We start from the raw sequence: 21615 nt of genomic DNA on the forward strand, positions 1-21615 counted from the left end.
AAAACGCCTTTCGGGGCGTTTTTCTTTACGGGTTTCTCATCTTGATTCGGTATACCCAATGAAATTGACATTTGCATGGTTGATTTCAAACAGCTTTGCCACTCATGATTAGGAAAAAATACATGACTTCAAAACTAAAATGGACCTTACTTGCTGCCGCTATGCCAGCGCTTATCGCATGCGGTAGTGGGAGCAGCGACAGCAGTTCAGACTCTTCAAACAACGCAACTGTAGAAAAATCTTATGCCAAACTAGGCAAGCGTGTGCGCTTAGATGTAACCCAAGGTTTAGATACCTACAACGAAAACATGACTTTCGAATGGAAGGTCACAAGCAAACCTGATGGCAGTAACGTTGCACTTAACGCAAGCAAGGCCATTTCACCTTATTTCACTCCAGATGTTGTTGGTGATTACACATTTGAACTAGAAAGTGCAGTATCTGGCACTTCAAGTACCACAAAGCAAACCATTGAAGTCACTGACGCATCACAAAACGTGGCGCCAATCATCGATATTGCGACACCACCAAGTGTTGCTCTAGCCAAATCTATCGAAATTCCGTCTAACGCCGTCGACCTTGATGGCGATGTTTTAACTTATCAATGGGCGCTTTTATCAACACCGGATAATGCGACAATGAAACTTACGGGCAGCGGAGCATCAACAGCAGTACTACTTTCTAATACAGCCGGTGACTACAAACTGAAATTAACAGTAAGCGACGGTTACGAGAGCGCTAGCCAAGAAGTGACTGTGTCATATTCAGCAGAAAACATTGCTCCTGTGGCTAATGCGGGTGGCGTAAAGTCTTTAGAGATTAGAGAAACAGCAACCTTAGATGGCAGCGGCAGCTACGACGGCAATGAAGATGCGATTACGTACACGTGGAAACTACTTTCTAAACCTGAAAATAGTACAGCTGAGCTTTCAGACTCTACAGTCGCGAAACCTGATTTCACACCCGACCAAGTGGGTGATTACCTCTTCTCGCTAACTGTAAATGACGGTGAATTAACCAGTGAAGCCGATATGGTTCGCTTGAGCGCAAGTGCCACAGGCAGCAGCGAAATCATCTTTACCTTTGGAGATGAAAAAACAATACATGCCCTACCTTTCGCTATTCCGCCTATTACCTTAGATAAAACCATCACAGGTGATGCACCCGATTACGTTCTAGTGGGAACTTATACTCTAGAGGCGGTTGGTAAGGACTACACAATCAGTGAAATTACTGAAATGGACTTCAGAGGTGAAGATTATGCACCGAAAATGACAGGGATAGAACTAAACCAAGTCCTACATGCAGGGGATGTGGCTTACGTGAAAATGTGGGCAAAACCGACGAATGGCGCGCGAACCAACGTTGTATATTCGTTCATCCTTGATAGTGATTTCACAAACTACATGGGCGTTGCTTACGACTTAAGTGCTGAGGCGAACTAAGCTCACTGCCTTCCAAGCTAAAGATTCTAGATTCCAAACTAAAGTCATTAACTTACAAGCTAAAAACACTATCTTCCAAACTGAAAGCACAAAAAGCGCGAACATTCGCGCTTTTTTTATTCTTGGATTACGGTTTTCTCTTTCTTAAACGGTATAGCAAGGAAAGGCAAAAAACGATGACTTAACATTCTACTCTCGACGGTGTATTGCAATGCATGGCTATACTTACAAGTTTCCAATAATTCTCTCTTTCGCTTTCATTACGGCGTGTAATGAAAGCGCTTCTGATTCATCGCCGACAAGCGATCCGAATAATCAAACTCCGATCGCTATCGCTGGTATCAATCAACAAGTTAAAGTTAATCAAGTCGTCCACTTAGACGGCACGCGTAGTGTTGATTATGACAACGACTTCATCTCTTATTCGTGGTCATTCTCAGAAAAACCCGCAGGTAGCGAAGCACAACTTTCCAGCTTGGAGGCCATCAAACCGACTTTCGTTGCGGATCAGATTGGTACGTATTATCTCTCGTTGGTGGTCAACGATGGCCAAGTCAACAGTCGCCCAAATCAAGTGAAAATAGTGGCTAAATCCAACCAAGACAACTCGCCACCGGTGGTCTCTCTTACCCCAACGTACAGCGCATCCCTGTCTCAATCCGTTAAGCTGTTTGACACATCCACAGATGCTGACGGCGATGAGCTTTACCGTCAATGGAAAATTATCAACCAGCCAGACGAGAGTCAGCCTAGTCTCAGTAAATATGAGGGCAAATACCCCGACTTAACCGCTGATGTGGCGGGTGACTATGTGGTGGAATTAACCGTCACCGATGGTTTCTTATCGACCAAGGCGACCACAACCGTCACCTTTAATGAAAACCATCAGAACCGACCTCCAATTGCTTATAAAAACCAGCACATGTTAGCCATTGAAGGTATGACGATCCCTCTAGATGCCAGTGTAAGTACTGACCCGGACGGCGATCCACTCACCTTTAATTGGTTTTTTGTGTCAAAACCACAAGGGAGCAACGCTACTATCGCTGATCCTAATGCGGTAATCACAAGTTTTATTGCCGATGTGAGCGGACAATATACTTTCAATATCGAAGTAAGTGACGGTGAGTTCACCGATTTAGGTTACAAACCCACGTACGTAAATGTGGCTTCGTTAAATGGCCCGCACGCAAAAGTCTTTCTGAGAGATGAAACCGAACCTTTACTTCTACCCTTTGATGAAGATAAGAACATAGATCTAACCAATGATACCGGAGAAATACCTGAGTACTACACTTTAGGATCCTTTACGTTTGAAGCCGTCGAAAAAGACATTACTCTTACCGTGACTTCCTTGACTGATGTTAAAGACATCGTACAGCCCATCATAAGAACCTCTTTTGGTGAGCTCGCTGAATCTGATGTTTATGTGATTCCAGCAGGTACCCGTGAAACCCTAACTTTGTATTCACCTCCAACCCAGAGCAAACCCACTCGAGTTGTTCTCGGATTTGCGTGGAGTTTAAATGGACCCAACGATTTCTCGTATATAGAGCGTGCTGGCGGTAACTACAATTTCATGAGTCGATAAAGTTTTATTAAAAAATTCGATTCTCTATTACGGTTTTCTCTTTCTTAAACGGTGTAATAGTTGAAAGCAAGCACGACATCTGTCGCGCGCACCGGATGTTGGGTTTGCTTTTTTACTTATCATACTCAATTTAAAAGGAATCAAAATGAAACCAGTTCAACTTTCATGGATCGCGGCTGCAATGATTGGCCTTAGCCCACTTGTTCAAGCAGGTTTTGATGGCGCGATTAGCGACGACTCTCTACGCCAAGTTGGTGAATCTGAAGTTTACGTCCCACTGTTTCACTCGAAAGGTAAAGCCGGCATTGGCAGCTCAACAGGTAAGCGTGTCGATTTCGATGGTCTAGCTAACAGCTTTTTCAGTGCTGATCCACGCGATGGCGTTCATACTTCTGGCAGTAAACACTTTGGCTCAACGCACTACAACTTTGCGCAAGCGGCTAACCAAGACGTTTGGTTTGGCGAATGGTATGAAGGGAAACAAGATGAAACATACAACAACCGTACTGTTTACTATGTAGGCGACAACACTGGTACCACTGTACCTACCTCAGGTAGCGCGACGTACAACATTACTGGTATTAACCACTTTAGCGGTAATAACAAACTGTCAGGTACGTTTACTGCTGATTTCGCTCAACAAACACTAACAGGCGACATTGCTAATGCGTCTCTATCTATCAATGTGGATAGCACGATTGATGCAGCAAGCGCTTCGTTCAATGGTACGGCAACAGCTAACCAAGCAGGTGTGACAACTCAAGGTATTTCTCAAGGTCACTTCTTTGGCGCAGATGCAGCAACACTTGCTGGTATTGCGACTTTTGCTGGCAACTCTGATCTTGATACTGCATTCGGCGGTGCAAAACAGTAATCACCTTCAATGGCTAAGAAGCAGCTTCGGCTGCTTCTTTTTAATGAGCACCACATGAACTCCAACACCACTCCACTTATACGTTGCCTACTATTGTCTTGCGTTTTTTCTTCACCTCTTTCTTGGTCTCAAGACACGGATACGCAGTTTCGTATTGAACAACGAGACGCCCTGTCGGCTCAAAACAAAGAACAAGCAATACTTGAAGAAGAGAACCAGCGCGAAGCAAGCTCCCCAAAACCAGCCCAAACTGGATACCAGATCGACACAAACGATGTGAGTCAAGTCGCGAAAGCTCTTCATCTTGCTGTTCGTTATCGTCAATGGGTGCAAGCTAACCAGTTACTGGAAATCTATCGACAGTTTGAACAGCCTGACCCACTGTTACTTAAATACGCTGACGGCGCAATCTCTCGAGCTAAAGGTTATCTGGAACACGCCCAACTCGCATTCGAAGACGCATTAGCCTTACAACCCAATTTTATGCCCGCGCAGTTAGAGCTAGCACGAGTCTTGTTTGAAAGTAACCAAAACCGAGATGCGCTCAATCTGTTCAATCAAATCAAATCAAAAATACCCTCACAAAATCCGAGAGCTGCTGGGGTGATTCGAACCATCGACAGCTTTACCCAAGCGCTTATTGCTCGCGACAGCTGGAACGGGTCTGTGGCGATTGGCGGTTCTTTTAATGATAACTTAAACAGCTCTTCTGAATCCTATACCTGCCTAGTGACATCCAACACAGGTCAGTGTCTCTTTGACCGTGTTACGCCTAAAAAAGAAAAAGCATATGGGATCGATTTTGAGGCGAGTATCAATAAACGTTTCTCTTTGTCTCGACACCACGGTATTCATTTACAAGGCCTAACTTATGGCACTAACTACGGGAACAACAGTGATTACAATGAACATACCTCTCGAATCGGCTTTGGATACAGTTTTCATGATCGCCTCAACAAAGTATCAATCGGCCCCTCTTTTGAACTAAGTCGTTACGCGAACAGCTCTGTTTATTTCAGCTCAGGAGTCAAGTTAGACTGGCTTAGAACAACCAGCCAAAACAGTGCCCTTAAATTCGAGTTCAAAGCCGACTATCAAGACTACATCCCAAGTGTACTCAGCTATCAAACAGACTGGCAGCTGGCTTCGTATCTTACTTATTGGTACCAATTTAATCATGACCTATTGTTATTCGGTGGCATAGACTGGACAGGTAAACAGAACAAAGAACAAGTCCATGCTTACGAGTTATATGGCGGTAAAATTGGCTTGAATTCAGATGTGATTCCTTGGGTTGATCTGACACTTTTTGGATCGTTTAGACATCGTGACTACCAAGGCTTCAATAGCATTCTGAGCGAAACGCGTAGAGATAAAGAGCAAAATTACGCGATCTCTGCTTCGCTAAAAGATATCAAGTTATTCGGTGTTACCCCTTCATTGGTTTGGAATCATAAAAGAATAAAAAGCAATGTTGATTGGCTCTACACCTACCAGCAAAGTGAGATCACTATCAAGTTCACTAGGCGTTTTTAAAATAATTAAAATTTCTTTACGGTTTTTTTAATTTCATTCGGTATAGGTAGCGACAACGTGGAAATTTATTCCACCAGCCTAATTCAATCCCTAGTGAGTGATACCTAATGACAACGTTTTTTTTTCGTATCGCGTCAGTGTTTTTAATGCTGACGTTTTCCCATTATTCTTTGAGTGATACGTCGATTCAACCTATCTCCGATACTGTGATCTCAAACCAACAGATTGCCCCACCTTCAAATCCATTGATCACCCACGATCTTTCGCCAATGGGAATGTACCATGCTGCAGATTGGATGGTTAAGTCGGTTATGATCGCTTTATTAGTCGCTTCTATTTTGAGCTGGGCAGTCTTCATTACTAAGCAGATACAGCTCGTTCTTGCTACGAAAAGAACTAAGCAACTATTAGCAACCTTAGTGACCACAGACACTCTTCAGCATGCGGAATCCGCTCTTACGCTACAAACAGGGCAAGAAGTCTCCGTAGTGACCGCTGCACAGCACGAAATCTATATGTCCAGTCAAGGCCCTGCGACTCATAACGGCATTAAAGAACGCGTTCAGTTAAGACTTGAGCGAGTTCAAGCGGAGTTAACCCGAGACATGACGTCACTGACGGGCATTTTGGCAACCATAGGTTCAGTTAGCCCATTCGTCGGCCTATTTGGTACAGTTTGGGGAATTATGAATGCGTTTATCGGCATCGCGAAAGCCAAAAGTACGACGCTTGTCGTTGTGGCCCCTGGTATAGCTGAAGCACTACTCGCAACAGCGATCGGTTTAGTTGCCGCTATTCCTGCGGTGATGATGTATAACTATTTTTCTCGACGTATTGGACACTACAAAGCACTCCTAACAGACGTGTCTGTTGCGACCATGGTACTTGTTAGCCGAGATTGTGACCGCGATACCAATGAAGAGACGCCATCACAATTAAAGCAGGTGGTGTGATATGGGATTTCAAACATCTTCAGACAGCGATGAACTGGTGGAAAACCACGATATCAACGTGACACCTTTGGTTGATGTAATGCTCGTTCTACTCATCATTGTGATGGTAGCAGCACCATTGGCTACCGTTAATGTGCCCGTCGATCTACCTTCATCTTCTGCTGAAGCCACACCTTTACCTGATGAACCTTTGTTCCTTACCGTTGGTAAGGGGCTAGAGCTGACATTAGGTGAGGATAAGACTTCAACGTTAGAACAGCTATCATTTGATCTTCCGCTACTTATCGAGGACCAAAATCGAAGAATTTATCTAAGAGCTGACAAAAGCGTTACGTATGACGAACTCATGAAAGTCATGAACACACTTATACGCGCCGGATACAGCCAGATTGCGCTCGTTGGTTTAGAAACGCCGCAGGGGTAATAAGCATGAGTATTTTTGCCACCTTAAGGGTCATATCACGTAAGCCTCGTCGACCTTGGTTTGTCGTCGGTTTTGTATTGAGTGTTGCCCTTCACTTATCTGCACTTGTTTATTACCTTTGGACACCTGAGTACGATTTTGCTCCGCCTCTGCAAGCTGCACCCATTAAGGTTACGATTGTTGCCCCTCTTGCGATGGCAAAAATGCAAGTAGAAGATACGGAGATAGGAGAACATCAACCTGAGATAGTTCAAGAGCAGATGATCCAAGCTGCAACGGTTGAGGAGATACAACCAATCGTCAAACCGAAAGCTGTGAAAGAGCAGCCAAAGTTCGTTGAGGTTGATAAAGCAAACGCGCTTTCATCAGCAATAAACCAAGAGGCCAAACCGGAAAAAGAGACGAAAACTAAACCCGAGGAGCCAAAACAGGTTGCGAAAACACCTGTACCACCTAAAAGTCGTCCAGAGCCTCCCATTGTCAAAAAGACGAAACCTAAAGTCACCCCCGATCCCCAAAAGGCGATTGTGAAACCCGTTCCGATTCAGAAACCGCGTCCAATCAGTGATGATCTCAAAGACCAGCAACAAATCGTGCAAACAGCAAAATCTCAACCTAATTTAATGGCTAAAAATAGCCAGCAGCAAGCGAGTGCGCTTCGGGTTGGACAACTTTCTGAAGCAGGAAAAGCGGCTAAAATTAGTTGGCAGCAAGCACTTCATGCACATCTTGAGCGAGAAAAGCGTTACCCCAGAAAAGCGAAACGCATGAAGAAGAAAGGCATGCCTGTTATCAAATTTACAATGGATCGCCAAGGTAATGTGATTGACGTCGTGTTGGTTAAAAGTTCGGGTACCCTTTCGTTAGATAACGAAGCTGTCGACCTTGTTTACCGCGCTCAACCATTAGTTAAACCCCCGACGAGCATAACTGGTACACGCTTAAGCCTTACTCTTCCAATCAACTTTAGCTTCTGAGTCATTTGTATTTGAAGTATTAGCATCGCAGGTTCGAGCTTCAACCCCTTACTCATACTCTCAAACGCCCAAATGCTCGAACTCAGGCGCTATAAAACAACAAAGCCACTCGTTGAAGTGGCTTTGTATATTAACAACCAAAAATGTTTCGGTTAGAGCTCGTTAAGCACAGCAGTTACAATTACGGCGATACTTGTCCATTTTACCGATACCTGGGTTAAAGGTATTGGTTGGATCGAGCTGATGGTAGAACTTCTGTAGTGAGTTTTCTGCTTCGTACAAGTGTCCTACGTTGTGTTCCGCTGGGTATTTTGCGCCACGGCTATTCAAGTGTTCTAACATCAATCTCTTCATGCGTTTTGTGTCTGTTCCCTTTTTGAAGATGTAATCTTGGTGGAAGACAAAACACATAAAGTGACCGTAATAGAGGGGCATCACAAGGTTATCTGTCACCTCTTGTGGAAGTGTTTCTAACCACTCCTCTTCGTTACGTCGTAACGCAATATCGAGTGCGACAATGTCCTCTACTTCATTTCGATGGATGGTTTCGTAACGAATCGCCGCTCCTGCTGCTGCAAAACGATTCAGGTACGCTTTCTTACCTTCTTCTGCGGTACACTCAAAGTAATCTTGGTCTGGTTCTGCTGCCCACACCTCTTTAAGGTATTTCTTAGCCTCATCAATACCGCCATCACTCATCTTTAAGATCAAGTGGTGCTCGTATTTGTCACGATAATCTAGCAACCTTTGTGGTAAATGTTGCGGGAACACCTTACTCGCATAGTACAAGATCGTATCTGGAAGATGTTTACTAACAAACGGGATTCGCTCTAAGGTATTTTCAACCTTGGCTTTTAAAGCAAACATCTTTGGTAAGTTGTCCGTACCAAGATGGTCGATGGATAGGAATACATCTTTGCCATACTTCTCCGCCATATTAAAAATATCACGGTGCATGTACTCGCCCATTTCAGGCAGATTCTCAAACTGAGTCAAAAAGTCTTTGCGTAGCTGAGTGAGTTTCGCCGGATCATTTGTACCAAGATAAAAGACCTGCTCTTTGTCAGGTACTGGGTAGCTATCAACACGAACTGCAAAAACACCAAGCTTACCGGCACAGCCGCTGGCTTCAAACAGTCGGCGATCATCCGCATTGAATCGTGAAGGAATGTCAGAGGTCACTTCTCTCACGCGCTCGTCATACTCTTTGTCAGAAGCCATGCGATCATCATGAACCACTTTGCTTGGGTCGAAGTTTCCGTTCTGAATGTTTTGCAAGATTTCCTCTGGTGTCTCGCCAAGACCATCAATGCCTAAATGGTTAACTAAATGAAGTTTGCCGTCTTTATCGACTTGAGCGAATATCGCAAGCTCAGTGTAGGCAGGGCCACGCTTCACTAACGCGCCACCTGAGTTGTTCGCGATACCGCCAACCACTGTCGCACCTAAAGAAGAAGAACCGATAACAGAGTGTGGTGCGCGGTTAACCGTTTTTAGTGATTTTTCTAGGGAGTGTAAACTCGCACCCGGTAGACAAACTGCTTGCTTGCCACCATCAAGAAGGTGGATCTGTTTCATTTTAGTGATATTGATAACGACAACATCGCGATCATAATCGTTACCGCTTGGTGCAGAACCTTCTGTTAAACCGGTTTTAGCAGCCTGCATAATGATGATGCAGTTAGCTTCGACACATTGCTTAATAACTTTCCACTGCTCTACCAAGGTATTTGGAAAGACAACGGCCAGTGCAGAGCCACCACCAGAGCGAAAGCCCGAACGGTAATACTTGGTTTTGATATCGTCGGTTAACACATTGTCATCACCCACGATTACCTTGAATTGATCAATCAGCTGCTTTTGTTTCATATCCATATCTCTAATTATTATGCCCAGCCACTATAAGCAGCCTGTTATACAGCGTCTACGCTGCTGATCTCGCCAACACTATCCAAAATTAAGCTTATTTTTAATAAAGCTAATATTTTCATTAAGTTAACAAAAACAAACTTCAAAGTTTGAGCAAGAAACAGATTGTTTCTTTATGGAAACAATATCAAAACCATACATTAACAGCTGCGTCACACATCCAGTTATTGCAAATGCATGTCTTGCAACTGCTTATAATCTAGACGCTAAGTGAGAGGCTAAGCATGAGATGCAGAGCAAAAGATAATCAATGGGAGGAACAATCACTCAGCGACAATGTAATATCAAAGGAAAGATGCCGTTGACCGTGAAGTTTCGCAAAGTGAAATGTCGCAAAGTAAAGTTTCGCTAAGTGAAGTATAAAGATGTTGGGGCTTGTTTAGGTTTTAGCTGCCTATTTAAACATTACCAGAATAGCTAGACATTGCCTGAATCGTTAGACTTTGCCTAGAGACTTACATAATGCCTAGAACTGATGGCTACGCTTTTGAAACCCTTGGTACAAGTGTTCAATAAAACGCTTCACCTTTTCAGGTTGCTGACGCGTGTAAGGGTAAACCGCATAAATACCTAAGCACTTGGCTGTTTGTCCTTGAAAAAGTTGGATTAAACGCCCCTGCTCTAAATCATCATGAATCAAGACTCTAGGTACGTAAATGATCCCTTGCCCTAACAAAGCCACATTTCTTAGTGCCGATGAATTGTTAGTACACAAGTTACCATCTACTTTGACTTGGTAAAGTTCGTCGCCCGCTTTAAAGGCCCACTCTTTTGCCCCAGTCTCTTGATAGGAGTACGCCAAACAGTTGTGTTTGACCAACTCTTGAGGGGAATCTGGTTTGCCATTTACGGCGAGATACTTAGGAGAAGCACATACGACCCAGTGTGCATCCACCAGCTTACGAGCAATGAGACTCGAGTCTGGCAGCACACCGGTTCGAATAGCAAGATCGAAGCGATCGTTAACGATATCGACAAAACGATTGTCGAGATCCATGTCTATATTGATGTCTGGGTAACGTTCGTTAAATTCAGCAATTACCCCCGGTAAAATGAGCTCCCCAGAGATGGTCGGTACAGTAATCTTGATGCTACCGGACAAGCTCTGACCTAGGCCAACGATCGATTCTTCTGCTGTTGCAACAGCCTGATAAACGCGTTTTGCTTGTTCATAAAACGACTGGCCCGCTTCGCTCAGCTTAATACTGCGTGTCGTTCGATAGAGAAGTTGCACACCGAGATCTTGTTCTAACTTAGCAATGCGCTTGCTCACCACCGACTTGGTCAACTGCATCTGTTTTGCAGCGCCACTAAAAGAGCCTTGCTCGATTAAGTGATAAAAGATGATGTAATCGTCTGTACTTCTCATGGACTCTCGCAAGCTTGTTGATAACAAGGTAATTTTAGGTGCTTTTAATTAAAAAAGCTGACCCTAATCTCACACTTGTTCAGCTCGGAGCACAAAATTTAGATATAAAAAAAGCCAGCATAGCTGACCAATCTGATGTGATAGTGAAATGGAGGCGCCTCCCGGAGTCGAACCGAGGTCCACGGATTTGCAATCCGCTGCATAGCCACTCTGCCAAGGCGCCTTTGAGCTTTATTGTTATCTTAGGGAGCTTGTATAAAACCATCTCCTATAACAATCTTGCCGTGTTCTTACACTCTCTGTGCGAGAACGGGACGTACTATAGCGCCTATAAAAATTGAGTCAACCGTTGCCTAAACTTTACTGTCTCGTTCGCTGACGCTTTGAACTATTCTTGAACAAAATAAGCGCACACAGCTTTTCAGGCTCAACTCTTCGTTTTAGTTTTCATGGATATTTCACAATTGCCCACTAAGGTAAGAAGTAAAGGGACGATTGGAATCAAGTTTGAAACCACTTAAAAGATACCAGTATGAAAGGTATGCCGTTTTATGCAATCTCGCATACCCAAGAGTGTTCAAACAGACACGCTATGGCTTTGACCCAAACGGACAACGAATCATCAAAAATCAATTCGGTAAAACCATGATCCGAGTGCTGTGGAGTGAAGCGGAAACTGAGGTTATTGTGGTGCTTAAAGGCTCTCATAGCCTAAGTGATTGGCTGTTGAACTTCGCGTTATGGACAAGAAGCTGTAAATCCATTGGGCTCAACTACCGTATCCACGCGGGGTTTTATCATCTTCTGTTTCAAGAGAGTCAACCCAGTAGAAACGACGACACGCTCGGCGCTTCAGTCTTCGAACGTTTAGAAACAACACTCGCGCCACTCATCGAAAAAGGCAAGAGAGTTACCATCACCGGCCACTCTTCCGGTGGAGCGATTGGCTGCGTTTTCGCTGATTACCTGAATCACAAATACCCTAAGAGCATTAAACGTGTCGTGACGTTTGGCCAACCCGCAATTGGCAACTGGCAATTCAAGCAGCGCTATTCTCTTAACAAGAAGACCTACCGTATCTGCTGTGATTTAGACATTGTGACTTTCATGCCGCCGATTCCCCTTATCTATTGGCACGCAGGCAGAATGCTCTGGCTTTACAACGGTCGAATCTATGAGAACACCCCAACCCTAATTCGCTTTGGGCGCTCGCTATTAAGCTGGGTGATTCGTCCCTTCTCGTATCACTTAATGAGTAAATACATTCGCAACAAAGATTTTTTTGATCAGAGATAAATGCACGAATGCTCTACTCGAGTCTTAACTTTATCACTGCCTAACAGTTGATCGACGCGTAGTAGATATCTGACTGAGTAGTAAACTCAAACATGAATTGATACGTCTTGCCATGACTGTCTGACACAGAGATCATCAGTTGATTCGGATTGTCAGTAAGCTGGAAAGCATTTGACGAGTACCAAGTGCGATACACCCCATCATGTAAGTATTTCGACGTTAAAGTCAGTGATTCAGATTCCTCATTTAATTGAACGTCATTACTGATAACGGCATTTAGCTTCAAATGGTCGCTGTCCTGTGGAGACTCTAATCCAAAGTTCACCATCAGTGTCTTTTCTGAGGACAAGCTAGGATAAACTCGTACTGTGATATCCCCGACGGCCTGCTCAAGAGCATCATATTTCGCTTTATGATAACCACACCCAGAACTTGCTGTCTCTGCTTGTCCTGCTTGCACAATGGGCTTGTAGTAGTCTCGTGTTGTTGGATAAAGCACACAACCAGTTAGCATGGTAATCAATGACATGGTGACGAGTTTTTTGAACATTCACTATTCCTTTTCTTGGTAACCAAACAATTATGAACAGTGTTTTATTATAATGCTCGATTTAGTTACACACGCTTACAACCACACCGTTTTGAAACGTGTTATTGGGTAAAGTTGCTTAAGGACGGATTCAATAGCTAGAAATAGCAAGATACGTTTATGGAAATTCAGACACAAAAAAACCAGCGCTGGGCTGGTCTTTTGTAATTTGGAGGCGCCTCCCGGAGTCGAACCGAGGTCCACGGATTTGCAATCCGCTGCATAGCCACTCTGCCAAGGCGCCAAATTGTGCGAGTTTAAAGAGTTCGACTCTGTTCCCTCTTGCGAGTAAGTAGATGGTGCCCCGGGCCGGACTTGAACCGGCACAGCGCGAACGCCGAGGGATTTTAAATCCCTTGTGTCTACCAATTCCACCACCAGGGCAACGCAATCATGCGATGGCAACACCATCTCTCATCGGCTTGTGCCGCGAGAACGAGACGTACTTTAACGGATTGAGCGGTGAGATCAATATAAATTTTATCTTTTTAATTCAATTGCTTAAAAAGCAGTCCCTGCCGCGCAAATCATATGCAATCAGCACAACTATTACTCCAATAACTTAGTCATAACTTAAGCTATACACCTTCTGCCACTCTCTATATCAATATCAATCATATTGGGCTCACAAAGTGTTCACTTGTTAATATACCTTCCATTCGAGTGAAACATTTTCTCTCTTACCCTAACCGATTGTTCCATCATTTGATTTTTGGGTATGGCTTCTAAACCACTCCACTCCAAGTTGACACTTTGTTCACGCATTGCGCTTTTTATTTAGTTTTCAAAATACAAAAGTCTTTAAAATCAATAGCATAAGTGTTGGTTTGTTTTTTGCTCCGTAGTAAATAACGGCAAGCGTTCCAACATTAAAGTTTTATAACGCACTCTGTGGAGCAATTGTCAAGATACAGGGGAAAAAGCAGTTAATGTGTTCAATGATGCCAAAGTCCAGTGTTCGCATCATTGGATACTTATATCCCCTTTGATCAACTTTCAATGAAAGAAGGTAGATGATGGAACATTTAAATTACAACCGACATAAAAGGATATTCAACGTCATGTTGATAAGCGCTACTACCTTTTATGGCTTAACCATTGCTTCGCCTGCTAATGCATTGACGGAGCAACCTATTTATCCAGATCCAGCTAACTCAGCAAACAGTTGTATGGCAGATGCTTACTTCGATACTGGTGGCTCCGGTCTCAAAGGTAATTTAGGCGACGCTCTAAACTGTACTGCGAATGACGTAGAGATTACGCAGGTAATTCCACAAGAGATAATTCTCCCGGATGGCAGCAGTTCTGGGAATTTAACCTGTACCTTGGGAGAAACCTTTAAACTAAAAGCAGATATTCGCGTGCGAGCTAATGCAGCAGAACGTTGGGATACCACCTTTTATGTACCTCGAAAAGAGAACGTCGATCCAGACGTAATATATCAAGATGGAGAAGCATGTAGTGTCCTATTGCCAGTGCCGATTGGAACTAGCGGGTATGACCCTAGTTTTCTTGTTGCCCAGCAACTTGATGGAGACGCCTGTGGTGATATTAGAAAATCTGATTTAACTGCCGACGAGTACACCCTAAACGAGGCTGTTTTCGAAATCATCTGTGAAGATGACGACTTAGACGGACAAGCTGACTTCAACTACTGTGCGGCATGGGACAACATCGAACGCGATAACTGTTCTGAAGACGGAACTTACCCAGGTCAAGTTCCAAACAACAAATCGAAATGTAAATGTGACAACTTCAACATCCCGGTATTCATTAAACCGAATCCACCAACTGTGTTGAAATCAGTCGAGCCAGCTAGCAGTAATGAGCCGGCAGGTACATTCAAATATACGGTGACTATTACCAAGGCTGCAGGGTCTGCAGTTCAAATCACAAGCCTTGAAGATATCTATCGCTCAAGCACAGACGGTTCGATCTTAGAACAGTTCGATTTAACTGGTGGAGCAGACGACCAAGGTACGCTTAATCTGCTCGACTCTGGAGGTAACCTAAATACTTGTAAAACCCTCAGTTACCCAATCGTACTCACTGACGCGACTCCAAGTACCTCGTGTAGTTTTTACGTCCAGATAAATGACGAAGACCTTCCAGATGATCCTGCCCCAACCACAGCAAACGCTGCGGGACAGCCTGAAGAGCTTTATGAAAACTTCATTCGCTTTAGCGCTACCGATAACGAAGGTCGTGGCACTGTAATAGGTGATGACACTTGTGACCCTACCGATGGAGATGCCACAAACGATTCTGGTAACTGTTCAAATGTCGTCACAGTTAAAATGATCAATGTTGACCCAGTTGTCGAGATTACTAAAACCCCGATCAGTGGGCCTGGTTTACGTAATGTTGCTGGCGCTTGGTACATCGACAATGAAGGCCTTATTACCTATGAAGTTACAGTGACCAACTTGAGTACAGTTGACGCTGCGTGGGTGATTCAACTTATTGATGATAACGGGACACCAGGCAACTTGGCCGACGATATTGACCTATTGGCGGACGGCACAGGCACTCCAGCTTGTAGTACAGCTCCAGATAACCCTAATAGCGATACACCGTTAGCGAAAATGAACGGTTCCTTTACTTGTCAGTATACCGTCGATGTCACCGTTGCTGATGGCAGTACCTACACTAACACAGTGAAAGTCTACATCAATGACAACGAGGCTCGTGAAGCAAATGACATGGCCGTCGCGAGTGTGACTCGTGCCGAACCAATGATCTCGCTAATGAAGGATGTTGCTGTGTCTGTAGATGCGAATGTTCCGACACCCGCTATCGATTCAGGTTCGTTTATGCAATCTATCAACGTGGATGAACCTGGAGACGAAGTCGTTTACCGATTCACCATGACTAATGCGAATGCAGTAACCAAAGAAGACTTGACCGTAATTTCTTTGACCGATGACGTGCTGTTTAGCAGCGTGAGAGCAAGTGCATCTTCAACTCAACGAAGCGATGAGTGTTCATTCCCTCAAGTGGTTGCGTACGGCACGCCTTACGTATGTACCTTAGTCGCTGATGTAACGGGTAATGGTTCAAACGATCCAGATACCGTTTTCGATGATACGTTCTTGCTAAATACGGCGTTCGTGACCGCCAAACGCGATCCGAATGATCCAAATGAACCTGAGACCAAATCGAACGAAGATACAGCTCAAGTTAACTTCGATGATGTGCTTCCACAATTTGAAGCTAATTTCGGTTTCCATGCGAGCATATTTGTCAAACTAACCAATAGCAGTACCTTTGAAGACATAACCTTACGCAAAATGTCGATCCGCGGAGTGGATATCCCTGACTCTGACAACCCTGGCGATGTTGATGCAGGTACATTGTTCAGAATCTTCGACGACTCGGGTACGAGCATAGAGGGTGTACTTGACTCTGCATTCCAACAACTGCTAGATGGTTACTGTAATGTTGGACAAACGATTCCTGCTGGTGAAACCTATGCTTGTTTCGTTCGTGTTCAACTGTTCAATGCTCTTGGCATATTCGACACCTTTAACGCATCTGGTGCAGCTGACGGTGTTGTTATAGAAGTACTTGATGATGACGGTAGTATTCGAGCTGCTGAGGTCGAAGTGACGGTTCAAACTCAAGATGTCATTCAGCCTTAATGTTTGAAGACACTATAAATCACTAAGACTCACCTAAAACGAAACGCCAGTCATTTCTGACTGGCGTTTTTATTATCGAAAGCGCGGTGAGCCGCTGTATTCTTTACTTATTTTTTCCTTTACCTTTACTACCTGTAGAGGTGTCCGAATCAGAGCTATCAAAACCAATACTCACCGACGCAGAAGCCGTGTTCACACCATCACTAATAGTGTAACTAAAACTATCGCTGCCCTTGAAGTTTTTCGCTGGCGAATAATACAACTGGCCATTAGATGTAATTTGAACCGTTCCTTTCGAACCTTGGGTCACTGAGATAACCTCTAGCGTATCGTTCTCAGGATCACTGTCATTCATCAGTACGTCGATAGTCACTGGAGCTTTGGATGTTAGTGTCACCGTATCATTTATAGCGATAGGTGCGCCATTTTCCATCACCGGAGATACAATACTCACACTCACGACTTGGTCAGTATTCAAGTTTAAATCCGCAGAATGTATCGCATAGATTGAAACGCCATAAATACCATCAATGGCTTCCGGGCTCGAGGTAACATTCATCGTAATTGATTGGGTTTCACCAGGTATCAAAGTAACAGAACCACTGTTCGCGCTCCATCCACTTGGGACATCTGCCGATATCGTGACATTAGCATCGTCACAAGTTGTGCTATCTTGGCTGGTGACCGTCGCTGTATAGCTTACCGTACTGCCAGGCTCAAAACCCCCGTTTTGGTTGGTAGACAGGATGAGAGATGGCGCCGACAACAAGCAAGCTTCTAACGCGGATTCAACCACATAGTTTGCTGTAGTGCTCGCCTTATAACTACTATCACTAACATTTTCCACGTTGAATGTAATCACATAGCTTCCATCTACCGCTGCTTGATCCGAGGTTACATCAACGTAGACTGTATCACTCATGCCCGGAGCCAAATTTAGCTCAGATACCGTTGTATCCCATCCATTTGAAGCACTGGCCTCAATAATGAAGTTCGATGTTACGCATCCTTGTTCATCATTGTTAGTTACCGTAACGGAATAACCCACTGTGCTACCAGGCTCTACGCCTGTTTCTTGATTGGAAACAACAGCAATACTTGGTGTGCTTAGCACACACACTGGCTCCGCAAAGCTAACATGGACACTGGCACCTGTACTATCAGCCCATTCGGTCGTAATACTAATACCCGCTTCAATATCCTCATACGTATTTCCCGCTACCAAAGCCGCATCAATAAGGTCTGAGTTCACACTGTTAGGCGTCATATCAAGCAGTTGGACACTACTAAGATCATCTCCAGTCACAGCGTGGAAGACAACCCCATCCGTTATTCCAGTTTGCCCTTCAAGAAAACTATCGAAACCAATAGGTTGACGATATTCAATGTAGTACCACAGAGGTTGTCCTGACGCCTCATCAGTTCCGCGTTTTATCCTTAGGCCTTTCGCCGCACCTGCTGGTGCCGTTTCATAGGGTTCCAAAGAGTAACTGCCACTAGTGGTAACCGTAACGACCTCTTGTTCTGAGGGTTTAATCCAGCCTAATTGTTCTTTATTAAAGGCATTAAAATGACCGTTGGATGTCCCCATAATGTCCAGTGTGTCACCGTATGAATAGTTGTAACACGTACCACCAACGGTATTTGTGCCGCACTCAAGTGCTTGAGCATGATGGAGACCAAAGTTGTGACCTAATTCGTGGCCAATCGTGTTCAATCGAAATGCACCATTAATCCACGCTCTAGAAGGGTTGCCACCAACAGTACCCATACCAGACCAACCACAGTTATCTACTTTTGGGTAAATATAGACCTTACGTAAGTAGCTAGACGTATCAATCCCATCTGCTTCCGCTGCGGCGTTGATGTAACTTTCAAAGCCTTTGTAATCACAACTGCTATTGAGCGGCAACGTGTAGTAACCGCGCACATCACCACTCAACCAGGTTTGACCGAAAGAGTTCTCTTTAACGAAGTCGTTAACCTTCCCAAAAATCATGTCTTGAACTTGATCAATAGTCCATGGTTGTTGTGGATTGTCCTGAAAATTAACTAGAAGCACTAACGTGCGCTGATCGCCAAAAGTATTTGATAGTGAGGCTGAACTAGTAACTGTAGCTGTTGTGGTGCTGTCTTGCGCTAAAATAGCTAGACCATCCACCTCATCGCTTACTACGAAAGCATCAGACTTATCAGCTACATTGCTGAACTTCCAACCACGTACACGCACTTTTGTACCCGATCGAATAGTGTTGAATCTTGACTGGAAAGAACCGTAAACCTCAACAAAGCCCTGTGAAGTATTTAGTACGTGTCGAAGACGGCTCTTACTGTGATCTTCGTAATCTTCGTAAAAGACTTCAAATTCGCCCTCTAGCGTTTGCTCCAGCTCAAGCATGGCTTGGACTTTTTCAGGCATACCTTTACGAGCTTTTGTATTCAAAGCAACTTTAGCTACTGCACTCGGTTCTAGCTCAAGCAGCTCAGAGAGCAACGCTTGACGATCGTGGGCAAGTGAAATCATTTGCTCTAAATAGAGGCGTTTATTGTCCGCCGATCCACCACGATAACCAATCATAGCTTGCTTTAATTTGTCGGTATTATCTTGGGCTTGACGGAATTTTTGTTTAACAGTAGACGAAACCGTTTTTTCTTGTTGAATCAGATAGCTATGCGGAACATGTTGCGAATTATCCGCCGCACTGGATGAAAAAGATAAGAGGCCAATAACAGCCATTATTGATAGTTTAAACGTACTGGAAGTAACGGTATTAAAATGGGTATTAAACATACTTAATATCTTATGTATTTTATCTTTGGTCATAATTTTTGCGCAGCAGAGGTCCGCGGTCGTGACGATCGCTAAATAAATCATGGGCGCAAGTAGTTAACCTAAACGCATGAATTTAAATTCATTTCGATGAGGCTACAAACGTTGAAGGTGAGTAATAAACACTAAAGTTAGGATTAAAAGGCATCTAGAATTTAGTCAAAACTGTGCCATGCCTTTTAACAAACGTTAAAAAACAAGAAATCTAAAATAGTCATTTATCATTTAAGTTAAACTTGTATTAGCAACACAAGATAAATCATTGAATCGTATGCAATAAATTAACCCCTCCCTTATATTTTCAACCCAAGTTGATTTTTAAAAATAACATCCTACAAACGCAGAGGTTAAATTTCAACCAAAAATAATTCATTTTCACAGTGAGATCACTCAATATCATTTAAAACATGAATATAAATATCAATTTAAATTACAAAGTAAAGCTCCCGTTATAATATAAACACAGTTGAATAAAAAACTGTCACTTTAGTATAGACATGATACAAGTGAATGAAAAACAACAATTTTAATTAATAAAGAGCCAGTTATCATTGTTCTATGGAGAAAAATATATGTGCATGGTCTCATTTCAACTTTATAACCATAAACCTAGTTCTCAGATCCTAGCTAAAGAAAATCCTAAGGTTAGAAACTCGGAAGTCTTAGATATAATAAAAGGCAACTCACATAAGTTGCCTTATAAAATCATGAAAACGTTATTATTTTTTGTCGTCATTCGCTAACTGATCAAATATTGACTCAAAAACCTCATACCTTTGTGCACCTACCACTATTTGTGGTTCTATAAGTTGATCATTTTCAATGCGACCAATTAAGAAACTTGGTGTACCGCGAATACCTAAAGATCTTCCCAACGTCAGATCTCGCTCAACTTTGCTTTCAATAGACTTATCTATCAAGCACTTATTAAAATCATCGATATTCAAAGACAAATCTGATGCAGCTTGTTGATAGAACTCGTTGCCCAAGTTTTTCATGTTTTCAAACAGCATGTCACGCATCGGCCAATAGGCATTCTGTTGTAAACTGCACATCGCTGCAATCGCTGCACCCTTAGCCTTAGAATGAAAACTCAACGGGAAATCTCTCGCTATGTATTGAACCTTTCCGTTATCAATATAATTTTCTTTGAGCTGTAAAAAAGCAGTTTCCTTGAATCGTTTGCAATAAGGACATTGGAAATCAGAGAATTCAACAATTGCAATCTGTGCATCTTTACTTCCAAGAAATGGAAGCGTACCACCTTCGGTAAAGTTTGGTTGGTTTGGCAAAGATGGTGGTTCTTTCTTAGGAGGGTTAAATGCCAAATTTTTCATTTCTTTTACTTCATCTTCTATCTTACCTACTTCTTCTGTTAGTTGTTGAATCTCCTTCTTTAATAATTCAATTTCTGATTTTAGCTTATCTTCTTCGTCCGACTGACACCCAGTTAAGAGCTGAAGAAATACTAAAGGTATGACGATTCTTACAGCTTGTATAAACATATCACATCCTCACTATGAACAAGCATGAATATTAAATTCATGCTTTTATTTCATTAGTTAAAAGATTTGCTGAGATGCAGTGGAGAGAATAAGCCCGTTCCATAAATAGTAAATACTTTAATTATCATTAATAACAACAAACTATAGAGTTGCATACAGTCCAGATATCAATCATTTAAATAACTATGAACACTGACGAACAAACAGCAATATCTTTCACAATGATAAAAAGTATTGTAAAAGGCCTTATATAAGTCAATTCGGCTAACACTGTGGTTACGATAAATAGTCACATTATTTTCATTTAAATCAATGTGAGATAAGAACATGTATTTAAGGTAATATTTTTCCAAATAAGATTCATTGTTACAAAAAATGCTTTTTTTGATACAACACTTTGTTTTACAAACCGATAGGGGAAAATCAGAAAATATGCTGTCTGATCGGCCCCCATATAGAGTCATTATCCCGTGATCAAAGCTCGGTGTGTCGTTTAATACTTAAAAACAATGGAGCCGGCATACATATCTAATGTAAATTCAGCTCAAGCGAATCACTCACTCTTGTTTTCGATCTGCTTCTCTAACCCAACCAGATTTAAAACGGTGAATGCTGACGCTAACATCAGACCCAAAATCCAAACAAAGTACCACATA

Annotated in this window: 15 protein-coding genes and 3 tRNA genes; 9 read left to right on the top strand and 9 right to left on the bottom strand. The window is 43.0% G+C overall.

Annotation, left to right across the window (positions count from 1 at the left end; genetic code table 11):
• The first annotated feature begins 122 nt into the window (after positions 1–122).
• The 7 genes from VFDL14_RS05210 (at position 123) to VFDL14_RS05180 (ending at position 7800) form a co-directional block, all read left to right on the top strand.
• Positions 123–1445: a PKD domain-containing protein gene (locus VFDL14_RS05210; protein ID WP_032552616.1), complete on the top strand. Its 1323-nt coding sequence runs from the start codon at positions 123–125 to the stop codon at positions 1443–1445.
• A gap of 211 nt (positions 1446–1656) precedes the next feature.
• Entirely contained in the window at positions 1657–3036 is a 1380-nt protein-coding gene (locus tag VFDL14_RS05205; protein WP_032552617.1) for a PKD domain-containing protein, read from the top strand.
• A 145-nt stretch (positions 3037–3181) separates the two neighbouring features.
• Positions 3182–3910 carry a Slam-dependent surface lipoprotein gene (locus tag VFDL14_RS05200; protein WP_032552618.1) on the top strand — a complete coding sequence of 243 codons (729 nt, stop codon included), beginning with the start codon at positions 3182–3184 and terminating at the stop codon, positions 3908–3910.
• Between the two features lie 54 nt (positions 3911–3964).
• On the top strand, positions 3965–5446 hold the full coding sequence (locus VFDL14_RS05195) for a surface lipoprotein assembly modifier (protein WP_032552619.1): 1482 nt from the start codon (positions 3965–3967) through the stop codon (positions 5444–5446).
• A 107-nt stretch (positions 5447–5553) separates the two neighbouring features.
• Positions 5554–6399: a tonB-system energizer ExbB gene (exbB, locus tag VFDL14_RS05190; protein ID WP_032552620.1), complete on the top strand. Its 846-nt coding sequence runs from the start codon at positions 5554–5556 to the stop codon at positions 6397–6399.
• A gap of 1 nt (position 6400) precedes the next feature.
• Positions 6401–6823: a biopolymer transporter ExbD gene (locus VFDL14_RS05185; RefSeq protein WP_032552621.1), complete on the top strand. Its 423-nt coding sequence runs from the start codon at positions 6401–6403 to the stop codon at positions 6821–6823.
• Between the two features lie 5 nt (positions 6824–6828).
• Positions 6829–7800, top strand: coding sequence for a TonB family protein (locus tag VFDL14_RS05180; RefSeq protein WP_032552622.1), 972 nt, complete (start codon positions 6829–6831; stop codon positions 7798–7800).
• Between the two features lie 162 nt (positions 7801–7962).
• Here VFDL14_RS05180 and dld read toward each other — a convergent pair whose 3' ends face one another.
• The 3 genes from dld to VFDL14_RS05165 form a co-directional block, all read right to left on the bottom strand.
• The gene (gene dld, locus VFDL14_RS05175) at positions 7963–9669 is read right to left on the bottom strand and encodes a D-lactate dehydrogenase (RefSeq protein ID WP_032552623.1); all 1707 of its coding nucleotides are present in this window, start codon (positions 9667–9669) and stop codon (positions 7963–7965) included.
• Between the two features lie 526 nt (positions 9670–10195).
• On the bottom strand, positions 10196–11098 hold the full coding sequence (locus tag VFDL14_RS05170) for a LysR family transcriptional regulator (protein ID WP_032552624.1): 903 nt from the start codon (positions 11096–11098) through the stop codon (positions 10196–10198).
• 149 nt (positions 11099–11247) lie between these two features.
• Positions 11248–11321, bottom strand: a tRNA-Cys gene (locus VFDL14_RS05165).
• A 284-nt stretch (positions 11322–11605) separates the two neighbouring features.
• Between VFDL14_RS05165 and VFDL14_RS05160 the strand changes: the two genes are divergently transcribed.
• The gene (locus VFDL14_RS05160) at positions 11606–12394 is read left to right on the top strand and encodes a lipase family protein (protein ID WP_032552625.1); all 789 of its coding nucleotides are present in this window, start codon (positions 11606–11608) and stop codon (positions 12392–12394) included.
• A 40-nt stretch (positions 12395–12434) separates the two neighbouring features.
• Here the strand turns inward: VFDL14_RS05160 and VFDL14_RS05155 are convergent, their stop codons facing one another.
• The 3 genes from VFDL14_RS05155 to VFDL14_RS05145 form a co-directional block, all read right to left on the bottom strand.
• Complete coding sequence (locus VFDL14_RS05155) at positions 12435–12944, bottom strand: hypothetical protein (RefSeq protein WP_032552626.1); 510 nt, start codon at positions 12942–12944, stop codon at positions 12435–12437.
• 209 nt (positions 12945–13153) lie between these two features.
• Positions 13154–13227 (bottom strand) — tRNA-Cys (locus VFDL14_RS05150).
• A 53-nt stretch (positions 13228–13280) separates the two neighbouring features.
• Positions 13281–13367: transfer RNA gene (locus tag VFDL14_RS05145), tRNA-Leu, on the bottom strand.
• A gap of 677 nt (positions 13368–14044) precedes the next feature.
• Here VFDL14_RS05145 and VFDL14_RS05140 point away from each other — a divergent pair.
• On the top strand, positions 14045–16624 hold the full coding sequence (locus VFDL14_RS05140) for a hypothetical protein (protein ID WP_032552627.1): 2580 nt from the start codon (positions 14045–14047) through the stop codon (positions 16622–16624).
• A gap of 103 nt (positions 16625–16727) precedes the next feature.
• Here the strand turns inward: VFDL14_RS05140 and VFDL14_RS05135 are convergent, their stop codons facing one another.
• The 3 genes from VFDL14_RS05135 to cydX all read right to left on the bottom strand — a co-directional run bounded on the left by VFDL14_RS05135 (position 16728) and on the right by cydX (position 21614).
• Positions 16728–19415 (bottom strand): Ig-like domain-containing protein, encoded by a 2688-nt coding sequence (locus VFDL14_RS05135; RefSeq protein ID WP_032552628.1) that lies wholly within the window; start codon positions 19413–19415, stop codon positions 16728–16730.
• A gap of 758 nt (positions 19416–20173) precedes the next feature.
• Complete coding sequence (locus VFDL14_RS05130; protein ID WP_032552629.1) at positions 20174–20959, bottom strand: thioredoxin domain-containing protein; 786 nt, start codon at positions 20957–20959, stop codon at positions 20174–20176.
• 553 nt (positions 20960–21512) lie between these two features.
• On the bottom strand, positions 21513–21614 hold the full coding sequence (gene cydX, locus VFDL14_RS24110; RefSeq protein WP_032552630.1) for a cytochrome bd-I oxidase subunit CydX: 102 nt from the start codon (positions 21612–21614) through the stop codon (positions 21513–21515).
• Position 21615: the final 1 nt, after the last annotated feature.

Origin of the sequence: Vibrio fortis (assembly GCF_000695685.1) — a bacterium.
Classification (GTDB): domain Bacteria; phylum Pseudomonadota; class Gammaproteobacteria; order Enterobacterales; family Vibrionaceae; genus Vibrio; species Vibrio fortis_A.

Excerpts from the sequence above, each read along its gene's own strand:
- VFDL14_RS05210 (WP_032552616.1), top strand. The coding sequence starts at position 123 with ATGACTTCAAAACTAAAATGGACCTTACTTGCTGCCGCTATGCCAGCG.
- VFDL14_RS05205 (WP_032552617.1), top strand. The coding sequence starts at position 1,657 with ATGCATGGCTATACTTACAAGTTTCCAATAATTCTCTCTTTCGCTTTC.
- VFDL14_RS05200 (WP_032552618.1), top strand. The coding sequence starts at position 3,182 with ATGAAACCAGTTCAACTTTCATGGATCGCGGCTGCAATGATTGGCCTT.
- VFDL14_RS05195 (WP_032552619.1), top strand. The coding sequence starts at position 3,965 with ATGAACTCCAACACCACTCCACTTATACGTTGCCTACTATTGTCTTGC.
- exbB (WP_032552620.1), top strand. The coding sequence starts at position 5,554 with ATGACAACGTTTTTTTTTCGTATCGCGTCAGTGTTTTTAATGCTGACG.
- VFDL14_RS05185 (WP_032552621.1), top strand. The coding sequence starts at position 6,401 with ATGGGATTTCAAACATCTTCAGACAGCGATGAACTGGTGGAAAACCAC.
- VFDL14_RS05180 (WP_032552622.1), top strand. The coding sequence starts at position 6,829 with ATGAGTATTTTTGCCACCTTAAGGGTCATATCACGTAAGCCTCGTCGA.
- dld (WP_032552623.1), bottom strand. The coding sequence starts at position 9,669 with ATGAAACAAAAGCAGCTGATTGATCAATTCAAGGTAATCGTGGGTGAT.
- VFDL14_RS05170 (WP_032552624.1), bottom strand. The coding sequence starts at position 11,098 with ATGAGAAGTACAGACGATTACATCATCTTTTATCACTTAATCGAGCAA.
- VFDL14_RS05155 (WP_032552626.1), bottom strand. The coding sequence starts at position 12,944 with ATGTTCAAAAAACTCGTCACCATGTCATTGATTACCATGCTAACTGGT.
- VFDL14_RS05140 (WP_032552627.1), top strand. The coding sequence starts at position 14,045 with ATGTTGATAAGCGCTACTACCTTTTATGGCTTAACCATTGCTTCGCCT.
- VFDL14_RS05135 (WP_032552628.1), bottom strand. The coding sequence starts at position 19,415 with ATGTTTAATACCCATTTTAATACCGTTACTTCCAGTACGTTTAAACTA.
- VFDL14_RS05130 (WP_032552629.1), bottom strand. The coding sequence starts at position 20,959 with ATGTTTATACAAGCTGTAAGAATCGTCATACCTTTAGTATTTCTTCAG.
- cydX (WP_032552630.1), bottom strand. The coding sequence starts at position 21,614 with ATGTGGTACTTTGTTTGGATTTTGGGTCTGATGTTAGCGTCAGCATTC.